Source organism: Mesorhizobium sp. M7A.F.Ca.US.008.03.1.1, from assembly GCF_003997495.1.
Taxonomy (GTDB): domain Bacteria; phylum Pseudomonadota; class Alphaproteobacteria; order Rhizobiales; family Rhizobiaceae; genus Mesorhizobium.
This window is the reverse complement of record NZ_RZRU01000018.1, coordinates 17506-37191: the sequence shown is the minus strand read 5'-3', so window position 1 is coordinate 37191 and position 19686 is coordinate 17506. Positions and strand designations below refer to the sequence as shown.

Sequence of the window (19686 nt, the reverse complement as noted above, 5' to 3'; positions counted from 1 at the left end):
CGCGCCGCGAAGCGCAACAGTCGAAGCCGCGAAGCGCAACAGTCGAAGGAGTATCATCTTGGCTGTCACCATCACCTCCCTCATTCTTTTCCTCATCGGCCTGGCACTCGGCGGCGGCGGCATCCGCCTGGCGATGCTGGGCGGCAGCTGGTACTATGTCGTTGCCGGCCTTGCCTTCCTGATCGCCGCCTGGCTGCTCTACCGGCGCCGGTCCACCGCACTGTGGCTCTACGCGGTGATCGTCCTCGGCACGTTGGCCTGGGCGGTCTGGGAAACCGGCTTCGACTGGTGGGAACTCGGGCCTCGCGGCGGCATCATCGTGCTTCTCGCTTTGTGGCTGCTGACGCCGTGGGCGAGGCGGGGTCTTGTCGGCCCTGACGCACGCGCGCCGCTGATCCTTGCCGTGCTGGCATCACTGGCCGTCGCCGGTTATTCGATGACATCGGATCCGAAGGACATTGCCGGCGAACTCGGCACCGATAAGGTGGTTGCCAACGCCAATCTCGGCAATGATGTGCCGGCCGGCGAATGGCACTATTACGGACGCACGCAGTTCGGCCAGCGCTATTCGCCGCTCGACCAGATCACATCAGACAATGTCGCCAAGCTGCAGCCTGCCTGGACCTACCGGACCGGCGACGTGAAGGGACCGGACGATGTCGGCGAGACCACCTATCAGGTGACGCCGCTGAAGATCGGCGACACGCTCTACATCTGCACGCCGCATAATTTCGCCATCGCCATCGATGCCGCGAGCGGCAAGGAAAAATGGCGCTTCGATCCCAAGGTCAAGCTCGACAAGGACCGCCAGCACCAGACCTGCCGCGGCGTGGCCTATTACGCCGATGCCGCCGGCGCCTCCGGGCAGCCCTGTGCGACCCGCGTCTACCTGCCGACCTCGGACGCGCGGCTGATCGCGCTCGACGCCGCCAACGGGCAGGTCTGCCCGGCTTTCGCCGAGGGCGGCACGCTGAACCTTCTGACCAACATGCCCTATCCGAAGTCGGGCTATTATTACTCGACCTCGGCACCGCTGATCTCAGGCGGCAAGATCATCATCGGCGGCGCAGTCAACGACAATTATTCGACGCAGGAGCCGTCCGGCGTCATCCGCGCCTACGACGCTGCCACCGGCGCGCTGGTGTGGAACTGGGATTCCGGCAATCCGGACCAGACGACGCCGCTGCCGGCCGGCCAGACCTATACCGCCAACTCGCCCAACATGTGGTCGACGCCGAGCGCCGACGAGAAGCTCGGCCTGCTCTACGTGCCGCTCGGCAACCAGACGCCGGACCAGCTCGGCGCCGGGCGCAGCGCCAATGTCGAGAAGTTCTCGTCGTCGATCACCGCGCTCGACCTCAACACCGGTCAGGTGCGATGGGTGCGGCAGACCGTGCACCACGATCTCTGGGACATGGACGTGCCGGCGCAGCCGAGCCTGATCGACATCACCAAACCCGACGGCACGGTGGTGCCGGCGCTGGTCGGACCGACCAAGCAGGGCGACCTCTATGTGCTCGACCGCCGCACCGGCGAGCCGGTCATTGCGGTCAACGACGTGCCGGCGCCCGGCGGTGCGATCGAAGGCGACCACACATCGCCGACGCAGCCGGTCTCCGATCTCACCTTCATGCCGAAGCCGCTGACCGGCGCCGACATGTGGGGCCTCACCATGTTCGACCAGTTGGCCTGCCGGATCGAATTCCAGGGCCTGCGCTATGAGGGGCGCTATACGCCGCCTTCCGTCCAGGGCTCGCTGATCTACCCCGGCAATTTCGGCACCTTCAACTGGGGTGGCGTCGCCGTCGATCCGGTCCGGCAGGTGCTGTTCGGCATGCCGACCTACCTGGCGTTCAAGTCGCAGTTGATCCCGCGCGATCAGGTGCCGCCGCCGGATGAGGGGCGCGGCAGCGAGCAGGGGCTGAACCGCAACGAGGGCGCGCCCTACGCGGTGGTGATGGGACCGTTCCTGTCGCCGCTTGGCATTCCTTGCCAGGCGCCGCCCTGGGGCTATGTCGCCGGCGCCGACCTCAGGACCGGCAAGATCGCCTACAAGCACCGCAACGGCACCGTCTACGACATGACGCCGCTGCCGCTGCCGCTGAAAGTCGGGGTGCCGGGCATCGGCGGGCCGATGATCACGGCTGGCGGCGTCGCCTTCCTGGGGGCGGCGGTCGACGACTATCTGCGCGCCTACGACCTGACGTCGGGCAAGCAGCTGTGGCAGGCGCGGCTGCCGGCCGGCGGGCAATCGACGCCGATGACCTATACGGTCGCCGACGGCCGCCAGTTCGTGGTCATCGTCGCCGGCGGCCACGGTTCGGTCGGCACCAAGCCTGGGGATTATGTGATGGCCTACGCGTTGCCGAAGTAGGGGCGACAGGGTAACGCGATCTTTCAGAGGTCGCGCCGCCGCTCATCTGTGCCGGTATCTTTTCCCCGTATAGTGACGGGGAAAAGTGCCCGACTGGGCGATGAGGGACGGCAAATCTTCCGATCGACCCGTTGTCGATCAGCCAATCCCCAGATGGCCCTTCAGGCTGGGCACCGAGCCGAGCACCTTGTTGGTCAGGTCGGGGCCGGCGGCGGCTTCGGCCTGCTGGATCAGCGTCGCGCCGGCCTTCTGGATTTGCGCCATGTCGAGCCCGGATGCCTTGAGCGCGGCAACGCCGTTGATCAGCGCGCCGGCCTTCTCGCCGAGAACGCCGCCAAGCGCGCCCTGCAACGACGACAGAAAACCGCCACCGCCGGCCGGAGCGGCGGCCATGACGTCATATTGATGGGCGAGGTCGTCGGCGCCGGGGATCTTGGCGAAGAACGCCGAGGCGCTTGTGCCTTCCGCCTCGTGTTCGAGCACCGAGAAGATGGTGCCGACGACTTTCTCCGTCGTCGCCTGGTCGAGGCCCGCCTTCTGCGAAACGGTGTTGACGATGTCCTGGACGTTCATGGCGTCACCTCAACCCCTGGGTTTTCGTGTTGCGGTTCCGCTCAGTGCGGACCCTGATCAACGATCGTCTGCCTGCATTCAGAACCATCGCGCGTAGGGTCAAAGCGGCGGTCGCCGCAAGGACGAGCGCGCTGGCGAGGATCGGGGAAGGCATGGTCATGGTCATCGCTTCCTTCTGGGTCTGACGTGTAGGCACGCGGCCAAGATACCGTCGATAGCCACCTTCCCTCACTATTGTGGCAACGCCAGCAGGATTTATCGCCAATGACCAAAAAGTGATGACACGGCCGCGCATGGCACCGGCTTACTGCCCGGGCGCGGTTGGCTGCCTACACCCTGAAGCGATCGACGGCCGCGATGAGTGCTCGACTGGATCATGCCGGCTTGGTCCCTATGTAGCTGGGGAATTGAAGCCCGAAGCAGAGGAACTCTTCCATGACGAAACCCGACGCCAAGCCCGCCATCACCCAGGCGATGATCGATGCCTATGATGAATACACGCATCTGACGCTCGATCGCCGCCGGTTCATGGAGCAGTTGACCCGGCTTGCCGGATCGGGTGCGGCGGCGGCCGCGATCGCGCCGCTTCTGGCGGCAAATTCGGCGCAAGCGGCCGTTGTCGCCGACAACGATCCGCGGGTGAAGGGCGAGGACATCAGCTATCCCGGCAGCAGTGGCGAGATGAAGGGCTATCTGGTCAAGCCGGCGGACAAGGCGGGCAAGCTCGGTACTGTGATCGTCGTGCATGAGAACAGGGGGCTCAACCCGCATATCCGCGATGTGGCGCGGCGCGTGGCGCTGGAAGGGTTCGTGGCGCTGGCGCCGGATTTCCTGTCGCCGCTCGGCGGCACGCCAGCCGACGAAGACAAGGCGCGCGACATGTTCGCCAAGCTCGATCCGGCGCAGACCATCGCCGACGGTGTTGCGACCGTCGCTTTCCTCAAGAGCGACAAGGACGGCAACGGCAAGGTCGGCGCTATCGGCTTCTGCTGGGGTGGCGGCACGGTCAACATGCTGGCCGTCAACGCGCCCGATCTCAGTGCCGGCGTTGCCTATTACGGCATGCAGCCGAAGGCCGCCGATGTATCCAAGATCAAGGCGGCCTTGCTGCTGCACTATGGCGGACTGGACGAGCGCATCAATGCCGGCATCGACGCCTTCAAGAAGGAACTCGACGCCGCGCATGTCGAATACACGGTCTATGTCTATGAGGGCGCCAACCATGCCTTCAACAACGACACGTCGGCAGCGCGTTACGACAAGAAGGCGGCCGACCTTGCCTGGGGCAGAACGATCGCCTTCCTCAAGCAGAAATTGGCCTAGGGGCCTCCGTCTAATCCGTGTTCGCCGGCTTGTGGAAGGCGACGCCGGCGACCACCAGCGCAATGCCGAGGCAATCGTTAAAACTCGGAATCTGATGCAGCACGATGACGCCGATCAGTGTTGCGGTGACCGGCAGCAGCGACAGCATCAGCGCGAAGCTCGCGCGCGGCAGCCGCGACATGGCGAGCTGGTCGCAGATGTAAGGAATGACCGAAGAACAGATGCCGACGCCGATGGCGGCGAGCAGCAGCAATGGTGAGAAAAAGGCGGGCAGGGCGTCGGTGAGGCCGATCGGCAGAACGACGATGAAAGCGATCGCCATGGCTGCACCCAGGCCGGCGATGCCTCCGCCTGCACCTGAAGCGGCGACGCGGTGGCCGAGCACGATGTAGCCGACAAACAGCGCGCCGTTGAGGAAAGCCCAGAACAGCCCGATGGGATCATCGGACCATCTGACGTCGATGAGCAGCAAGGTGCCGGTCACGGCGACGGCAAGGGCGGCAAGATTGCGCGGGCTCCTGAGGCCGACCACCGCGACGCCGATGGTGCCGACGAATTCGATCGCCGCCACCAGCGAGATCGGCAGGCGGTCGAGCGCCAGGTAGAACGAACAGTTCATCACCGCCAGACAGGCGCCGAAGGCCAGCAACAGCAGCCGCGTCGAGCGATCGGCGGGGGCGAAGCTGCGCCATGGACGGGTCAGCGGTGCGAAGACGAGTGCTGCCGTGGCGATGCGCAGCCACGCCATGCCGAGCACGCCGACATGCGGGAAAAGCAGCACGGCGAATGCCGGCCCGAGATAGTGGAAGACGGCGCTGACGCCGAACCAGACATGCGGCGGCAGTTTTTCCGTCAGCCTGCCGAGGGTGGAGTTGCCGAGGGCAGGGGTCGCCGCGAGAGCTTGCGTTTGATCATCCATCGGATCAGTATCGCAGGCGGATTTGCCTGTTTATATGGGTGATGATTGGCTCCGTCGGCTATCTCTGTCCCGGAAGCAAGGAGCTTTCCATGAAACGCCTTCGAACTGACATCGCTGACCTCGATGCCGCGGACATGAAGATCCTGCGCCTGCTGGAAAAGGACGCGCGCACCAGCACGGCGGAGCTGGCACGCTCGGTCGGCCTGTCGGCGCCGAGCGTGGCAGAGCGCATCAAGCGGCTGCAGGAAAGTGGCGTCATCCAGGCCTATTCGGTCAGGATCAACCCGGCGGCACTCGGCCTGCCGCTGTCGGCATGGCTGCGCATCCGGCCGGTGCCGGGGCAACTGGCCGTCGTGGCCGAGATCATCCGCGAACTGCCGGAGATCGTGCAATGCGACCGTGTGACCGGAGAGGATTGTTTCATCGCGCTGGCGCATGTCGGCTCGGTGGCTGAACTCGAGCGGGTGATCGACCGGATCATCCCCTACGCGATGACGAGCACGGCCATCATCCAGTCGTCGCCGGTGGTGGCACGCTCGGCCCTGGCGGCGTTGAGGCGCCAGGCTTGACTACAGGGAGAGGACCTAAGCGTGGCCGCGCTTCATGCGCGCCTGTTTCAGGATGGCGCGCCAGCGGATCATGTCGAACGGGATCGGCTCGTTGTTGTTGGCGATGTGGAAGATCTCGTTGTTGACGTTCTTGAGCGAGCGCCAGAAATCGTAGTCGGTGAGGCGCGGATCGGCAGCCAGCCTGTCCACCTCGACCTTGATGTCGGTTTTCATGCACTTTCCTCGAACCGGCGCCGCGCCGCCCGTGTCGCTACCTCGATGCGGATCGTTTTCGACCGACCTGCTGAGTCGCGCAACGGCCCAAATGGCTTGTTCCCGTTAAAACCTTGGTAAGGTTAACGTGGGCGCCGCGCCGCTTCAAGCGCCGCCGCCGGCCGATGGGAGGGGTCTGCGATTTTAGATTGCCGGTGTGGCTTTGAAGCCGGGAACGAGATTTGTCGGCTTCGCCCTATTTGCGTTTGATGCCGATCGAGCGGCCGGCTCGTTCCGGCATCGGCAGTGCGGAATGGGCGGCGCGCATGGCTTCGACCCTGGTCAGCACATCGGCGGGGAAGGGCGCCACCTTCGGCCCGGACATGTCGACATGCAGCGACAGCGATTCGGAAGTCGCGGCCAGCCAGCCGTCGACATGGCGGATTTCCTGATAGGCCCGCAGCCGCTTGTCGTCGTGGTCGATAAGCTGGAAGGAGACCGTGACCTGATGCTCAAGGTGCAGTTCCTGCACGTAGCAGACATGGACTTCGGCCGTGTAGATGGTGAGGCGGCGATCCCTGGCATAGTTCGGTCCCATGCCCATTGCCTCGAAGGCGTCGTCCGAGCAGCGGTCGAACAGCACGTTGTAATAGGCCATGTTGAGATGACCGTTGTAATCGATCCAGTCCTTCTCGATGTCCATGGGTTTTGAGACGAAGGGAGTGGGGATGAGCATCGAAACTTCCTTGTTCTGGCGGTGGACAGAGCGTGGCTCCGGAGTGTTTTTCATTCTGACGCAATTCCGGACGGAAAACCGCTTCACACTTTTCCTGGAATTGCTTTAGGCACCCATAGCTGCATAACAAGCGTGGACGCTGGTCCATTCGCGGAGGAATTCATGGCTCTGAGCGACCTCAACCTGGTCGAACGCAACGAGGAAGGCATCGCCGCCGTGCTCGGCATCCTCAAGCAACAGCTTGGCGAGCGTTTTCAGACCGGCCAGGCTATCCGCTCGCAGCACGCCCACACCACCACCTATATTCCGACGCAGGCGCCGGACGGCGTCGCCTTTCCCGAGACGACCGCCGAGGTGCAGGAGATCGTGCGGGCCTGTGCCGCGCACCGCGTGCCGGTGATCGCCTTCGGCGTCGGCTCCTCGCTGGAAGGCCACACCAACGCTCCGGGCGGCGGCATCTCGGTCGACACCTCGCGGATGAACCGCATCCTGGCGGTCAATCCGCAAGATCTCGACTGCACGGTCGAGCCCGGCGTCACCCGCGAGGACCTTAACCGGCATCTGCGCGACACCGGCCTGTTCTTTCCGATCGATCCGGGCGCCAATGCCTCGCTCGGCGGTATGGCGGCGACGCGGGCGTCCGGCACCAATGCGGTGCGCTACGGCACGATGCGCGAGAACGTGCTGTCGCTGACGGCGGTGATGGCCGACGGCGAAACGGTGACGACGGGCAAGCGCGCGAAAAAGAGCTCGGCCGGCTATGATCTGACGCGGCTTCTGGTCGGCTCGGAAGGCACGCTCGGCATCATCACCTCGCTGACCTTGAAGCTGCAAGGCATCCCGCAGGCGATCTCCGGCGGCGTCTGCCCGTTTCCAAGCGTCGAGGCCGCCTGCAACGCGGTCATCGCGACGATCCAGATGGGCATTCCGGTGGCGCGCATCGAATTGGTCAACGCGTTGCAGATGCGGGCGATGAAGAATTATTCGAAGCTCGATTATCCCGAGAGCCCGTGCCTGTTCGTCGAGTTCCACGGCAGCGATGCCGGGGTTGCCGAACAGGCCGAGACCTTCGGCATGATCGCGGAAGAGAATGGCGGCGGACCGTTCCTGTGGACCAGCGTCGCCGAGGAACGGACGAAACTGTGGAAGGCCAGGCACGACGCCTACTGGTCATCGCTGACGCTGCGGCCGGGCGCCAAGGGGCTGTCGACCGATGTCTGCGTGCCGATCTCGCGCTTCGCCGAATGCGTGATGGAGACCGAAGCCGACATAGCCGAGATGGCTCTGATCGCGCCGATCGTCGGCCATGCCGGCGACGGCAATTTTCACGTGCTGGTGCTGATGGATGTGAACGATCCCAAGGAGATCGCGCTGTCGGAAAAGTTCGTCGCGCGGCTCAACATGCGGGCGATCGCCATGGACGGCACCTGCACCGGCGAGCACGGCATCGGCCAGGGCAAGATCGGCTTCCTGCGCCACGAACTCGGCCACGGCGTCGACATCATGCGCACGATCAAGCAGGCGCTGGATCCGCAAAACATTATGAATCCGGGCAAGATATTGCCGGGAAACTAGGCGGGTCCTCGTACGCAAGGCTCACATACGACTCATCGACCGAGCCACGATTGGAACCGAGATCGGCCGCACTGCGAGGTCTGAAACGGTCCGCCACCTTCGGAACCGATTGATCGCTTTCACGTTGCGGCAACCAACGGAACATCGTCAAAGTGGAGCGGTCGCCCATGAACTGGAAAGGCGTCTGGAAGAATCAATACGGGTCCATTGTCGAAATCACCGATGACGCGGACAATCGCATATCCGGATTGTTTCGGACTGCGCTGACGGACAGCGGTTTCCACGGACAAGAAATTCCAATTCTGGGAGTCCACCGTGGTGATTGCGTTAGCTTTGCCGGCGGCGGGAAAACGCCAGTCGGTGATGCAATCGTTTCTTATGCCGGCCTCCTTCGGGAGGGAAAAATGGAGACGTTGTGGTTTGTCGTCTCGGATGCGGCGATGAAGGCCAGCGGCGAGGGCCAACCTGCGAAAATCGAAAAACTGAATTGGTGGCGTTCGATGTCGACCAGCGCGGACACGTTCCAAAGAAGCTAGTCTCAATGGCCAGCGAAGCTAATCCCATTTGGCTTCGCACGACGCCGCTCTGGTTATCGCAGTAGGGGCAGCAGCGGGTGTCGACTGTGTCCGCATGCGCCCAAAGCGGAAGTAAATCCGGAGCGTTAGCGCTTCTCCTGCGCGTCCTGAACAAGCGCCTGCAGCATGGGGCGGGTTGGCGCGAAGAACGTCGTGCCGGTGTGCGGCGTCGAGAAGTCGAGCAGCCGGTCGTAGGCGCCCGGTGGCTCGCCGATATACATGCGCTGCAGCATCTTCTCGATCACCCAGAGATATCTGGAATAGCCGATGAAGTAGGTGCCGAACTCGTTCTGTCCGGGCCTGCCGAACGGCATGTTGTCGCGCAATATGTCGTACTCGTTGCCATCGGCATCCTCGATGGTTGCCAGCGATTTGTGCGACTTGCGCGGTGCGTCGTCATCGTCGATTTCGATGTTGTCGATCTTGGTGCGGCCGATGATCGCTTCCTGCTCGGGCGTCGGAATGCGCGCCCAGGCCTGCATGTCGTGCAGATATTTCTGGATGACGACGTAGCTGCCGCCGGCGAAATCGGCATCTTCATCGCCGACGAGTGCCGAGGCCGGCAGATCGAGGCCGGTCGGGTTGGCGGTGCCGTCGACGAAGCCGAGCAGGTCGCGGGCATCGAAATAGCGAAAGCCGGAAACCTCGTCGACGACGCTCACGGCGTCTCCGAGATTGTCGAGCAGGATGCGCTCAAACTCGAAGCACATATCGGGACGTTCGGAGCGGATGTGGAAGAGGAGATCGCCGGCGGTCGAAGGCGCCGAATGAACGGCTCCCTTGATCGGCGCGAACGGTTTCAGTTCCAGCGGCCGCCGGTCTGGAGAGAGACGATCCCAGAGATCGCGGCCGATGCCGGCAATACACGACAGTCGCCCGGAAAGGTCGCGGAATCCTACGGTCTTGACGAGATCGTCGAGTCCACCAAGCACCGAGGCGACCTTGGCTAGCGCGCTCTCATCGCTGGCGACGGTGACAACGAGAAAGACCGCCGACAACGACAATGGAGCATCGACGCTCTGCGCATCGATCGGCACGCGGTCCCAGTTCTTCCCAGACATTCGAATTCTCCGCTTCGCCGGGATTTGTTTCAGATCATCCGACATCGCGCAACACTGGATGAATTGCCTCTTTATCGACACGCGGATGCGGGTAGAGTGCGGCAGAATTTCAATCAACCCGTTCGGAGCTGATGCTCGCACGCCTGTTCGTGATCTTTGGTGGCCTTTTTGTGCTGGTGCTGTGTGCGGCGCTGGTGGTGCCGTATTTTGTCGACTGGACAGGCTACCGAGCCCAATTCGAGCGCGAGGCGAGCGCCATTCTCGGCCGCAAGGTGACGGTGCAGGGCGACGCCACGGCAAGGCTGTTGCCGTTCCCTTCGGTGACTTTCTCGAATGTCGCGGTCGCCGGTGGCCCCAATGGCCAGCCAGCCATGACCGTCGAGACGTTTTCGATGGATGCGGAACTGGCGCCCTTCCTGCGCGGCGAAGTGCTGATCTTCGATATGCGGCTGGTGCGGCCGAAAGCGACCATCGATATCGCCAATGACGGCACCGTCGACTGGGCGATGCGGCCGTCCTCGCCCTTCGACCTCAACCAGATCTCGATAGAGAAGCTGACGGTGACGGAAGGGCAGATCGAACTGCGCCATGCCGCAGGCGGGCGCAGTCATCTGTTTTCCGAGATCAATTCGACCATCTCGGCGAAATCGCTGGCCGGCCCGTGGCGCATGGACGGCACGCTGCGGCTGGACGGGTTGCGCACCACGGTCGCGGCGTCCACCGGCAAGGCGGAAGGTACCGGGCAGATGCGGCTGCGGCTGAAGGCCGACCCGGACGCCTATCCGCTGGTCATCGAGACCGACGGCAATGCCGGCATCGTCAATGGGGCTGCCGTCTATTCCGGCCAGTTCAAGATCTCAAATCCGGACAAGAATGGTGCCGACCAGAACAGCGCCGAGCTGCGCGGCACCGATGGCGAGACGGTGAAGGTCTCGGCCGGCAAGCCCGATCCGGGCTTTCGGCTGAACGGCAAGTTCTCGCTCGACCACCAGAAATTGGGCGTCGACGAGTTCCGCTTCGAGACCGGGCCGCTCGACAACCCCTACACCGCCGATGGCAAGGCTTCTGTCGATCTCGGGCTGAAACCGAGTTTCGCCATCGAGGCCAATGGCGCGCAGGTGCAGTTCGACGAGGCGGTGGGCGCCGAGGCCGGCGCCGGCGTGACGCTGGATCAGCGCATCGCGGCATTTGAGCAGGCGCTGCTCGATATGCCGAAGCCGACCATTCCCGGCACTGTCGAGGTCAAGCTGCCGGCGGTGGTGGTCGGCGACACCACGGTGCGCGACGTGCATCTTTCCGCCGAGCCGGTCGATGGCGGCTGGTCGGTGAAATCGCTTGCCGCGACCTTGCCCGGCCGCACCACGCTGGAAGCCGATGGCATGCTCGTGCTCAATTTGGAGGGTCACTTCGGCTTCAACGGTTCGCTGCTGCTGGCCGTGGCGCAACCCTCCGGCTTTGCCGCCTGGCTGTCGAAGGATGTCGACGAGGCGATCCGCCGTTTGCCCGCCGCCGGCTTCAAGGCCAAAGTCGACCTCTCGCAGAAGCGCCAGGCCTTCAGCGATCTTGAACTGATCCTGGGCAAGGCGAAGTTTTCCGGCCGCATCGATTCCAGCCAGCCCGACGATGCCAAGCCGTCAGTGCTGATGCGGCTCGAAGGCGATGACCTCGATGTCGACGGGCTGGCGGCCTTCGCCTCGATCTTCGTCAGCGACAAGGGCGCCAATCGCTTTGCCGACCGCGACCTCGATTTCCAGATCAAGGCAGGGCCGGTCAACGCCGGAGGGCTGACCGCCGACACGGTCGACACGGCGCTCAGGCTGCGCGACGGGCTGCTCGAAATCGACCGGCTGTCGGTGGGCGGGCTGGCCGGCGCCTCGATCAGCGCTACCGGCCGGATCAAGGATTTCCCGGCGAGCCCAACCGGCAAGCTCGATGCGTCGGTGGTTGCCGTCGACCTGAAGCCGCTGATCGACGTCGCCGCCCAGCACTATCCCGACAGTGCCGTGCTCAAGGGACTGGCGAGCCGTGCTGCTGCCTATCCCGAGCTGTTCCAGGATGCGCGCATCGACCTGGTGGCGAGTGCGGCCGACAATGGCGACGGCACCACGGGCCTTGCGGTGAGCGGGCAAGGCAGGGCCGGCGGCTCGGCCTTTTCGGCGTCGCTGTCGGGGAAGGGGGCGGTGGACAGGCTTCTCGAAGCGCCGGTGGCGCTGACCTTCAACGCCAAGAACCCTGATGCCACCGCGCTGCTGGCGCTCTACGGCCTGCCGGCGCTGCCGCTTGGCATGCTGGGCGAGGCAAGTACCGACATTCAGGCCAAGGGCACGTTTGGCGGCGGCCTGGCGACCAATTTCAGTCTTGCCGGCAATGACTTCAAGGCCGGTTTCGAAGGGACGATCGCCGACACGCCGCAAGGCCTAGCCGCCAAGGGCAAGCTCAGCCTCGACGCCGCCGACATCGAGCCATGGCTGATGACGTCAGGCATCGGACTGCCGGGCATGGGGGCGGGGATGTCGACGTCGCTCGCCGCGCAGGGTGACTATGGCAACGGTCTGCTGGTGCTGGACGAGCTCACCGGTGCCATCAACGAAGCGGCGGTGTCCGGCGACGTCAATATCGATGTAAAGGAGGGGGTCGACGGCAAGGACGGCGTGCCGCATCTGGCCGGGGCGCTGGTGCTCGACGAACTCGATCTCGATCCGATGGCGGTGGCGCTGTTCGGCGATTCCGCCTTTCTTGCCGACAAGGACGGGGCCGACAAGGACGGGGCTGACAAGGACGGGGCCGACAAGGATGGGGCAGGCAAGGGTGGCGTGTGGCCGGCGACACCGTTCAGCCAGAAATCCAGCCTGCCTTTCACCGCCGACCTCGACCTGACCACGGCAGCACTTGCCGCTGGGCGGTTCGCCACGGCCTATGACGCCGCTTTTTCGCTCAAGCTCGACCAGGAAGGCATCCGCGTTTCGGATCTCAAGGCGAAATTGCTTGGTGGGGCGCTCACCGGCCTGTTCGAGCTGAAGAACAATGACGGCACCGGGCTGTTCACTGGCCAGATGAAACTGGCGGGCGCCGATCTGGCGACCGTGCTCCCGGATGCCGGCATCAGCGGCATCGGCGATTTCTCGACGGCGCTGTCAAGCAGCGGCAAATCGGTTGAAGGGATGGTCGCCGCCTTGTCCGGTTCCGGTACGGCGACGCTGAAGAACTTGCGGGTCGCCGGCGTCAATCCCGATGCGTTTCCAGCGTTCCTGGCCAAGGCGGATGCGATCGGGCGTGACATCGATGCGGCCAAGACCGCCGGCTTCGCGCCTGACATCGCCGCTGATGGCAGCTTTGCCGCTGGCGATACCGATATAGCCTTCACGGTTGCCGGCGGCACGCTGCGGGCGCCGCCGGTCAGCCTGGAAAATCCGGCGGCGACCTTGTCCGCGGACGTCACGGCGGATCTCAACGCTGCCATGGTGTCGGCCAAGGGTGCGATCACCTATCGGCCTGGCGACGAGGCGCTGGTCGGCTCCGAGCCGGTCGTGAATTTCACCGCCGAGGGCCCGTTCGGCGCGGTGAAACGAGAGTTCGACAGCGAGCCGCTGGCACAGTTCCTGACCCAGCGCGCGCTGGAAAAGGAACAGCAGCGCGTCGAGGCGATGCAGGCCGCGTTGCTCGAAAAGCAGCGGCTGCGGCGCGAGGTGCGCTATTACGCGGCGCTGCAGACCGAACGGGACAAGGCCGCCGAGGAATTGCGCAGGCAAGAGGAGGCGGCGCGACTGAAAGCCGAGGCTGACGCCAAGGCCAAGGCTGAAGCGGAGGCCCAGGCGAAAGCCGAAGCCGATGCCAAAACTCAGGCCGAAGCGGAGGCGAAAGCCAAGGCGGACGCGGACGCCAAGGCCGCTGCCGAACAGCAGGCGGCCGACGAGGCGGCCAAGGCACAGGCCGACGAGCAGGAGCGGCGGAAGGCGGAAGAGGCGATGCGCCTCGCCTCGCAGGAAAAGGCAAAGCTCGAGGCTGAACGCAAGGCCGCGCAGCAGGCTCCGAAGGTGGAGCGGGCACCGCTGCCGGAGGCCAACGACAATCCGTCGCCGGCCAAGCCGAAGTCCAATCCGTTCACGATTGACAATCTGCTGAAGTCGCTACAGTAGGGAGTAGGGAGGATTTTCCCGTCCTGAGTACTCTCAAAGAACGAGCAAATCGGCGCCGTCGGTGGCATAGCGGGCGTGGCGGAAATCTCGGACGGTCAAGAGTTTGCCGTCCTGCCAGGCCAGCAGGATGAAATAGGATGGCCGCGCCGCCGGATCATCGCTGTCGCGAACGAGGACTGCTGGCCTGTCTTCGACGAAGCCCGGCACGAAATGCCAGTCCTTCACCTGGGAATAGTTATGGAAGTAGGTGGCCACGTCCTTGCGACCGTTCAGCCGCGTCCTGGCCACCAGTTCCAGCCGTACTTCGTCGGCCAGCATGTCGCGCACCGCGTCGAAATCGCGGGCGTTGAAGCGATCGATGTAAGCATCGAGCAGCAGACGCTCTGCGCCGCTCAATCTCGGAACAGGACGGTCGTCCGGTTCGTCCGCAAGATGGCGCAGCCGATGACGACCACGATGCAGCGCCGCCTTAACCGCGGGAATGCTCGCGTCGAGCATGGCGCTGATCTCCTGCAGCGAATAGCCCAGGACGTCCATCATGATGATGCTGCTTCGCTGCGCGACAGGGAGGCGCATGAAGGTATGCAGGCCGGCCGCCGCGGCCTGACGATCGACAGTGGGATTTGTCGGATCGACGATCATGTCCGGGTCCTCATCGGAAAAAGCCTTTTCACGGGATCGCCGGCGCAGAAAGTCGAGTGCCGCATTGTGGGCGATGCGGAACAGCCAGCCCTCCGGATTGGCGATCGGGCCGGCATTGGGCAGCGCCTCGAAGGCCTTGGTCAGGGCTTCCTGCAGCACGTCCTCACCGTCGATGACCGAGCCCGTCATTCGGGCGCAGTAGCGGTGCAGCTTGGGGCGCATCTCACCGATCAAGCGCTCAAAAGGCTCGCGGATCTCGCCAGGAGTGTTCATGCGCCTCTGTTCGCCGTTACTGGTCGAGCATACGGTAACTGCCCACCACAGTCATTTCCTCGCGGTGCGGACGCTCGATCAAGCGATCCCTGATGCCATTTTGAAAGGCCTCGAATGCCGCCAGCCCGGTGATGATGTCGGCATGGGCTTCGGTTTCCGTCTCGACCAGATGGACAAAGGTCCCGTCGTCGGAACGCCATGTCATGTAGCGAACGCTGTCCGGCGATTTTTCCCGCAACTCCCGGAACACGGCCTTGACCAGCCGTTCATTCTCGTCGGTCCGCTCCGGTTTCGTCTTGTAGCGTATCAGGTGGCGTTTCATTGCGGTTGTTCCTCTTGGTGCCTCGCGCTCATGTCCGAGACGTTGCGGCGAAGCCAAAGGATTCGGGATGTCGGGAAAATTGTTCGATGTTGTTCCGTGCAAGACCCGGAGCTTCACGCATGGTCCCGATCGAGCAGGCGCCGCAGCATCGGTTCGATGCGTGACAGTTCGTCGAGATGCGCCGCCGACAGCTCGGCCAGGCAATCGTCGGCGCGCTCGGTCAGCTGCAGCAGCACGCGGCGGTGGTCGTCCTTGTCCTGATCCCTTGTGACCAGCCCCGCCTCGCCGAGGCGGTTGACCAGTTCGACGGCGCTGTGGTGGCGAATGCGCAGGCGTTCCGCGAGATCGCCAACCGTCACCGCGCCGCCGCCGGGGAATCCCTTGATCGCCAGCAGCGCCTGGTGCTGGCGCGGGGTCAGGCCGGCGTCTTCCGCCTGGACCTGGCTGAATTCGAGGAACCGGCGGATCAGGTAGCGAAACTCCGATAGCCGCTGGTAATCGGCCTGGCTGATGGCGGGGCGTGGTTTTTGTGGCTGCGACATATCAGACATGTGTTCGCTTTCTGGCGAAAGCTCAAACGGATTTCGGGCGAAACCGGCTTGAATATTTATATCGTGTTACGATACATAGCCACCGATAGGCCCGGCTGGCCGCGTCGACCGTGCCGCACCTCAGACATACGGCCGCCGCCAGGAAGCAAACTGCCATGAAGACCCATCACTCCAATCCGGAGCATCTGCGCGATTTCACCACGGATGCCAGGGTGCTGCTCGTCGCCGCCATTGCGGTGGTGGTGGCGACAGCCGGACTGGTTGCCGGCATCGCGCTTTTGAAGCTGATCCGGCTTGCCACCAACATCGCCTATTTCGGCGAGTTCTCGCTTGCCGACCTGAAACTCGAGAACACGCCGCTTGGGCTTGCCGCCGTCATCGTTCCGGTGATCGGCGCGCTGATCATCGGCCTGATGGCGCGCTTCGGCAGCGAGAAGATCCGCGGCCACGGCATTCCCGAAGCCATCGAGGCGATCCTGCTCGGGCGCTCGAAACTCGACGCCAAGGTGGCGATCCTGAAGCCGCTGTCGTCGGCGATCTCGATCGGCTCCGGCGGACCGTTCGGCGCCGAAGGCCCGATCATCATGACAGGCGGCGCGATCGGCTCGCTGATCGCGCAGATGCTGCCGGTCAGCGACAACGAGCGCAAGACGCTGCTGGTGGCTGGTGCGGCAGCGGGCATGACCACGGTGTTCGGAACACCGATCGCCGCCATCATGCTGGCGGTCGAACTGCTGCTCTTCGAATGGACCCCGCGCAGCTTCATTCCGGTGGCGGTCGCGGCTGTTATCGCCGAGGTCGAGCGCACCACGCTGCATCTGCCCGGGCCGATCTTTCCGTTTCAGGGCGGCATGGAGGTGTCCTTTGTCGGCCTTGCCGGCTGGGTGGCGATCGGTGTTTGTGCAGGACTTTTGTCGGGACTGCTGACGCAGATGGTCTATGCCTGCGAGGACGGTTTTCAGAAACTGCCGATCCACTGGATGTGGTGGCCGATGCTTGGCGGCCTGGTGGTCGGCATAGGCGGGCTGATCGAACCGCACGCGCTCGGTGTCGGCTATGACAACATCACCGACATGCTGGACGGCCGCACAGTCGCGACGGCGGCACTCCTGCTGCTGGTGGTCAAGGCGATCATCTGGTCGGTAGCGCTCGGCTCGGGAACGTCGGGAGGTGTGCTGGCGCCGCTGTTGATCATGGGCGGGGCTATGGGCGCTGTGCTCGCCGGCGTTCTGCCTGCCGCGGATCCGGGTTTCTGGGCGCTGCTGGCAATGGCCGCCACGATGGGCGGTACGATGCGTGCGCCGCTGACCGCCACGTTCTTCGCCGTCGAACTGACCGGCAACACACATATGCTGGTGCCGCTGATTGCGGCCTGCGCCGCGGCGCACGCCGTCACCGTACTTCTGATGAAGCGGTCGATCCTGACCGAAAAGATCGCCAGAAGGGGACACCATCTGGTTCGCGAATACCGCGTCGATCCCTTTGCCTTGACCAGGGTGCGCGAGGTGATGACCTCACAGGTCGAAAGCGTGCCGGCGACGATGACGCTGCATGGCGCAGCAGCCTTCCTGACCGCGCCGGAAACACGGCATCCGAGTTTTCCGGTGGTGGATGAGAACGGGCATGTGCTCGGCCTCATCGATCCGCCGGCTATATTGCGCTGGAGACGCGCCGGCACGCACCGCACCACCACGCTTGGCGCGCTGCTGGCCGGCAGCAAGGTGACGCTGGCCTATCCGGACGAGTATCTCGAAGGCCTTTCCGACAAACTGCTGATGGCCAACGTCTCTCATCTGCCCGTCGTCACTCGCGAAGGCTCGCATTTGGTCGGTTATGTCGGCTGGAAGGATCTGATGCGCGTGCGGTCCAGGAAACAGGCCGAGGAGCGCGAACGTTCGACCTTGCTTGGCTTCGGCACCAGGCGCAGGAAAAAGGAAGACGCGGCCGAAAGCCTTTAGAGACGCGTTCCGCGCTTCGCCCATTCGAGGACATGGAGCCTCAAGGCCGAGGACAGGTTGGTGTTGCGAGGCCGCGCCTCGTCGACTTCGGCGACAAGGGCGGCGAGGGTCAGCTCTCTGGTCGCCGCGATCACGACGAGATCGTCATAGAAAGGCTTTTCGAGCGAGTAGCTGGTGCGGTGACCGCGAATGGTCACCGAGCGCTTTTCGACCGCGCTCACTGGTGACAGCTCACTGGTCGTCTTCGGCGCCGGATGGCTCACGGCGGTGCCCGGCGACGAAGTTTTCGGCCTTGTCGGCGACTATGCGGTCGCGTTGCTTCTCTGCCTTGGAGCGACCGTACAGTGCCCGGTTCTGTTCGGCGACGCGCACTTTCTCGTCCCGCGCCTTCTGCTTGCGAGCCTGGCGGAGATTGACGATGTCAGCCATGGCGTGAACCGCAGGCTTATTTCTTGCGGAAGGCGTCGAGCGAGACCACTTCAGCGCCCTTGGTGGCGGCGTCCGCGGCCGCGGGCTTCTTCTCCGGCTCGGCGGCGGCCTTCTTCTCGGCCTTCGGCTTTTTCTCGGAGACGATGGTCAACGGCTCCGGAGTTGGCGCAGCCGGTTCCTCGGCTGCCGCGCCATCCGTCTTGACGTCGAATTCGAGTTCGAAATTGACCGAGGGATCATAGAAGCCGCGCACGGCCGAGAACGGGATTTCGAGTTTTTCCGGCACATCGGAGAAGGACAGGCCAACCTCGAAGCCGGTATCGGTCACCTTCAGGTCCCAATACTGGAACTGAATGACGATGGTCATCTGCTCGGGATAGCGCTCGCGCAGCCGCGAGGACACGCGTACGCCCGGCGCACCGGTCAGGAAGGTGATGAAGAAGTGGTGATTGCCGGGGAGGCCGGTGCGCGCGACCTCGGCCAGGACCTTGCGCATGACGCCGCGCAACGCCTCCTGGGCCAGAATGTCGTAGCGGATGTGGTCGTCGGCCATGTGGCGGTCGGGTTCCGTTGAATCGTCCGCATAGCTGTAATCAAGCTTGAGGGCGGCGTAAACCGCATATAGATCACCCTCGCGCGGAAGCGAAGACTATTGCCAGCGATTTGATCGCTCAGGCGCTGGCGAGCGCGCTTTGCTTTTCGGACGATGCCGCGGACCGGCGCTTGCCGAAGGCGCGCAGGAAGGTGCGCACGCCATTGGTCGCGGATTGCAGCACCTCGTCCTCGCGCGGCGAGCCGCCAAGCATGAAGGTGGTCTGCAGTTCGGCATTGACGAGGCCAAGGAACTGGCGTGCCGCCACGTCCGGGTCCTCGATCGTGAGGTAGCCGCCATAGGCAAGGCGGGCGAAGCGGGCGGCGATTGCCGGCCATGTCCTGCCCGGTCCCTGTTCGCGCCATTCGGCAAACAGTTCGGGATAGCGCTCGCCTTCGGTCTGGATCAGCTTGCGCAGGAATTTTCCATCGCGGTTGCAGATGCAGTTCTGGTTCAAGCGCACGGCAAAGCCGATCAGATCCGCTTCGAGATCCCGGGGCTGGTCGGGGAAGGTGGCGATGGTGGCGAAGATGCCGGCATTGCAGCGTTCGGTGAGATCGCGCACAACGGCAACGAACAGTTTCTCCTTGTCGCCATGATGGTTGTAGACGGTCTGCCGCGAGACGCCGGCTTCGGCGGCAATCAGGTCGATGTTGGCGCCGGCGAAACCTTCGCGGCAAAACACGGTGGCCGCGGAGTCGACGATCGACAGGCGCTTGGCCTCATGACCGCGTGGCGGGAAAATGTCAGGAGAAACGTGCAGCTTCATAAAAAACTATATAGAGGTGATTGACGATTTAGACAAGAGTGTCTAAATTTGTGGACACAAGATAAAGAGATTTCGCGTGAGAGAGACGAATGGAATTCGCTCTCGATGTGTCGGAAG

Annotated in this window: 19 protein-coding genes; 7 read left to right on the top strand and 12 right to left on the bottom strand. The window is 63.8% G+C overall.

Annotation, left to right across the window (positions count from 1 at the left end; all coding sequences use genetic code 11):
- The first annotated feature begins 58 nt into the window (after positions 1–58).
- Positions 59–2374: a glucose/quinate/shikimate family membrane-bound PQQ-dependent dehydrogenase gene (locus EOA16_RS22900; RefSeq protein ID WP_127260275.1), complete on the top strand. Its 2316-nt coding sequence runs from the start codon at positions 59–61 to the stop codon at positions 2372–2374.
- A gap of 138 nt (positions 2375–2512) precedes the next feature.
- On the opposite strand, the gene EOA16_RS22895 is transcribed toward EOA16_RS22900, so the two are convergent.
- A complete protein-coding gene (locus EOA16_RS22895; protein ID WP_127260274.1) occupies positions 2513–2947 on the bottom strand; it encodes a hypothetical protein in 435 nt (144 codons plus the stop codon).
- 435 nt (positions 2948–3382) lie between these two features.
- On the opposite strand from EOA16_RS22895, the gene EOA16_RS22885 reads away from it, so the two are divergent.
- Positions 3383–4270 carry a dienelactone hydrolase family protein gene (locus EOA16_RS22885; RefSeq protein WP_127260273.1) on the top strand — a complete coding sequence of 296 codons (888 nt, stop codon included), beginning with the start codon at positions 3383–3385 and terminating at the stop codon, positions 4268–4270.
- Between the two features lie 10 nt (positions 4271–4280).
- Here EOA16_RS22885 and EOA16_RS22880 read toward each other — a convergent pair whose 3' ends face one another.
- Positions 4281–5189, bottom strand: coding sequence for a DMT family transporter (locus EOA16_RS22880; RefSeq protein ID WP_127260272.1), 909 nt, complete (start codon positions 5187–5189; stop codon positions 4281–4283).
- 89 nt (positions 5190–5278) lie between these two features.
- Between EOA16_RS22880 and EOA16_RS22875 the strand changes: the two genes are divergently transcribed.
- On the top strand, positions 5279–5758 hold the full coding sequence (locus tag EOA16_RS22875) for an Lrp/AsnC family transcriptional regulator (protein ID WP_127260271.1): 480 nt from the start codon (positions 5279–5281) through the stop codon (positions 5756–5758).
- A gap of 15 nt (positions 5759–5773) precedes the next feature.
- Here the strand turns inward: EOA16_RS22875 and EOA16_RS22870 are convergent, their stop codons facing one another.
- A complete protein-coding gene (locus EOA16_RS22870) occupies positions 5774–5971 on the bottom strand; it encodes a hypothetical protein (RefSeq protein WP_127260270.1) in 198 nt (65 codons plus the stop codon).
- A 235-nt stretch (positions 5972–6206) separates the two neighbouring features.
- Positions 6207–6686 carry a thioesterase family protein gene (locus EOA16_RS22865; RefSeq protein ID WP_127260269.1) on the bottom strand — a complete coding sequence of 160 codons (480 nt, stop codon included), beginning with the start codon at positions 6684–6686 and terminating at the stop codon, positions 6207–6209.
- Between the two features lie 162 nt (positions 6687–6848).
- Between EOA16_RS22865 and EOA16_RS22860 the strand changes: the two genes are divergently transcribed.
- Both EOA16_RS22860 and EOA16_RS22855 read left to right on the top strand, forming a co-directional pair.
- Positions 6849–8261: an FAD-linked oxidase C-terminal domain-containing protein gene (locus tag EOA16_RS22860; RefSeq protein ID WP_127260268.1), complete on the top strand. Its 1413-nt coding sequence runs from the start codon at positions 6849–6851 to the stop codon at positions 8259–8261.
- Between the two features lie 167 nt (positions 8262–8428).
- Positions 8429–8797, top strand: a complete 369-nt coding sequence (locus EOA16_RS22855) for an avidin/streptavidin family protein (RefSeq protein WP_127260267.1) — start codon at positions 8429–8431, stop codon at positions 8795–8797.
- A gap of 125 nt (positions 8798–8922) precedes the next feature.
- Here the strand turns inward: EOA16_RS22855 and EOA16_RS22850 are convergent, their stop codons facing one another.
- Positions 8923–9897, bottom strand: a complete 975-nt coding sequence (locus tag EOA16_RS22850; RefSeq protein WP_127260266.1) for a Dyp-type peroxidase — start codon at positions 9895–9897, stop codon at positions 8923–8925.
- Positions 9898–10028: 131 nt separating this feature from the next.
- Between EOA16_RS22850 and EOA16_RS22845 the strand changes: the two genes are divergently transcribed.
- The gene (locus tag EOA16_RS22845; RefSeq protein WP_127260265.1) at positions 10029–14033 is read left to right on the top strand and encodes an AsmA family protein; all 4005 of its coding nucleotides are present in this window, start codon (positions 10029–10031) and stop codon (positions 14031–14033) included.
- 33 nt (positions 14034–14066) lie between these two features.
- On the opposite strand, the gene EOA16_RS22840 is transcribed toward EOA16_RS22845, so the two are convergent.
- The 3 genes from EOA16_RS22840 to EOA16_RS22830 all read right to left on the bottom strand — a co-directional run bounded on the left by EOA16_RS22840 (position 14067) and on the right by EOA16_RS22830 (position 15821).
- Entirely contained in the window at positions 14067–14948 is an 882-nt protein-coding gene (locus EOA16_RS22840; protein WP_127260264.1) for a sigma-70 family RNA polymerase sigma factor, read from the bottom strand.
- A 16-nt stretch (positions 14949–14964) separates the two neighbouring features.
- On the bottom strand, positions 14965–15270 hold the full coding sequence (locus EOA16_RS22835) for a hypothetical protein (protein WP_127260263.1): 306 nt from the start codon (positions 15268–15270) through the stop codon (positions 14965–14967).
- Positions 15271–15383: 113 nt separating this feature from the next.
- Positions 15384–15821 carry a helix-turn-helix domain-containing protein gene (locus tag EOA16_RS22830; protein WP_127260262.1) on the bottom strand — a complete coding sequence of 146 codons (438 nt, stop codon included), beginning with the start codon at positions 15819–15821 and terminating at the stop codon, positions 15384–15386.
- A gap of 155 nt (positions 15822–15976) precedes the next feature.
- On the opposite strand from EOA16_RS22830, the gene EOA16_RS22825 reads away from it, so the two are divergent.
- On the top strand, positions 15977–17779 hold the full coding sequence (locus tag EOA16_RS22825; RefSeq protein WP_127260261.1) for a chloride channel protein: 1803 nt from the start codon (positions 15977–15979) through the stop codon (positions 17777–17779).
- On the opposite strand, the gene EOA16_RS22820 is transcribed toward EOA16_RS22825, so the two are convergent.
- The 4 genes from EOA16_RS22820 to EOA16_RS22805 all read right to left on the bottom strand — a co-directional run bounded on the left by EOA16_RS22820 (position 17776) and on the right by EOA16_RS22805 (position 19569).
- Positions 17776–18000, bottom strand: a complete 225-nt coding sequence (locus EOA16_RS22820; RefSeq protein ID WP_127260260.1) for a ribbon-helix-helix domain-containing protein — start codon at positions 17998–18000, stop codon at positions 17776–17778. The genes EOA16_RS22825 and EOA16_RS22820 overlap by 4 nt on opposite strands.
- Before the next feature lie 10 nt (positions 18001–18010).
- Positions 18011–18208, bottom strand: a complete 198-nt coding sequence (locus tag EOA16_RS22815) for a DUF4169 family protein (protein WP_127260259.1) — start codon at positions 18206–18208, stop codon at positions 18011–18013.
- A 16-nt stretch (positions 18209–18224) separates the two neighbouring features.
- Positions 18225–18761: an SspB family protein gene (locus EOA16_RS22810; protein WP_127260258.1), complete on the bottom strand. Its 537-nt coding sequence runs from the start codon at positions 18759–18761 to the stop codon at positions 18225–18227.
- A gap of 118 nt (positions 18762–18879) precedes the next feature.
- Complete coding sequence (locus EOA16_RS22805) at positions 18880–19569, bottom strand: TetR/AcrR family transcriptional regulator (protein ID WP_127260257.1); 690 nt, start codon at positions 19567–19569, stop codon at positions 18880–18882.
- Between the last annotated feature and the right edge of the window lie 117 nt (positions 19570–19686).

Excerpts from the sequence above, each read along its gene's own strand:
- EOA16_RS22895 (WP_127260274.1), bottom strand. The coding sequence starts at position 2,947 with ATGAACGTCCAGGACATCGTCAACACCGTTTCGCAGAAGGCGGGCCTC.
- EOA16_RS22870 (WP_127260270.1), bottom strand. The coding sequence starts at position 5,971 with ATGAAAACCGACATCAAGGTCGAGGTGGACAGGCTGGCTGCCGATCCG.
- EOA16_RS22850 (WP_127260266.1), bottom strand. The coding sequence starts at position 9,897 with ATGTCTGGGAAGAACTGGGACCGCGTGCCGATCGATGCGCAGAGCGTC.
- EOA16_RS22845 (WP_127260265.1), top strand. The coding sequence starts at position 10,029 with ATGCTCGCACGCCTGTTCGTGATCTTTGGTGGCCTTTTTGTGCTGGTG.
- EOA16_RS22880 (WP_127260272.1), bottom strand. The coding sequence starts at position 5,189 with ATGGATGATCAAACGCAAGCTCTCGCGGCGACCCCTGCCCTCGGCAAC.
- EOA16_RS22855 (WP_127260267.1), top strand. The coding sequence starts at position 8,429 with ATGAACTGGAAAGGCGTCTGGAAGAATCAATACGGGTCCATTGTCGAA.
- EOA16_RS22835 (WP_127260263.1), bottom strand. The coding sequence starts at position 15,270 with ATGAAACGCCACCTGATACGCTACAAGACGAAACCGGAGCGGACCGAC.
- EOA16_RS22810 (WP_127260258.1), bottom strand. The coding sequence starts at position 18,761 with ATGGCCGACGACCACATCCGCTACGACATTCTGGCCCAGGAGGCGTTG.
- EOA16_RS22885 (WP_127260273.1), top strand. The coding sequence starts at position 3,383 with ATGACGAAACCCGACGCCAAGCCCGCCATCACCCAGGCGATGATCGAT.
- EOA16_RS22825 (WP_127260261.1), top strand. The coding sequence starts at position 15,977 with ATGAAGACCCATCACTCCAATCCGGAGCATCTGCGCGATTTCACCACG.
- EOA16_RS22805 (WP_127260257.1), bottom strand. The coding sequence starts at position 19,569 with ATGAAGCTGCACGTTTCTCCTGACATTTTCCCGCCACGCGGTCATGAG.
- EOA16_RS22865 (WP_127260269.1), bottom strand. The coding sequence starts at position 6,686 with ATGCTCATCCCCACTCCCTTCGTCTCAAAACCCATGGACATCGAGAAG.
- EOA16_RS22860 (WP_127260268.1), top strand. The coding sequence starts at position 6,849 with ATGGCTCTGAGCGACCTCAACCTGGTCGAACGCAACGAGGAAGGCATC.
- EOA16_RS22815 (WP_127260259.1), bottom strand. The coding sequence starts at position 18,208 with ATGGCTGACATCGTCAATCTCCGCCAGGCTCGCAAGCAGAAGGCGCGG.
- EOA16_RS22840 (WP_127260264.1), bottom strand. The coding sequence starts at position 14,948 with ATGAACACTCCTGGCGAGATCCGCGAGCCTTTTGAGCGCTTGATCGGT.
- EOA16_RS22875 (WP_127260271.1), top strand. The coding sequence starts at position 5,279 with ATGAAACGCCTTCGAACTGACATCGCTGACCTCGATGCCGCGGACATG.
- EOA16_RS22830 (WP_127260262.1), bottom strand. The coding sequence starts at position 15,821 with ATGTCTGATATGTCGCAGCCACAAAAACCACGCCCCGCCATCAGCCAG.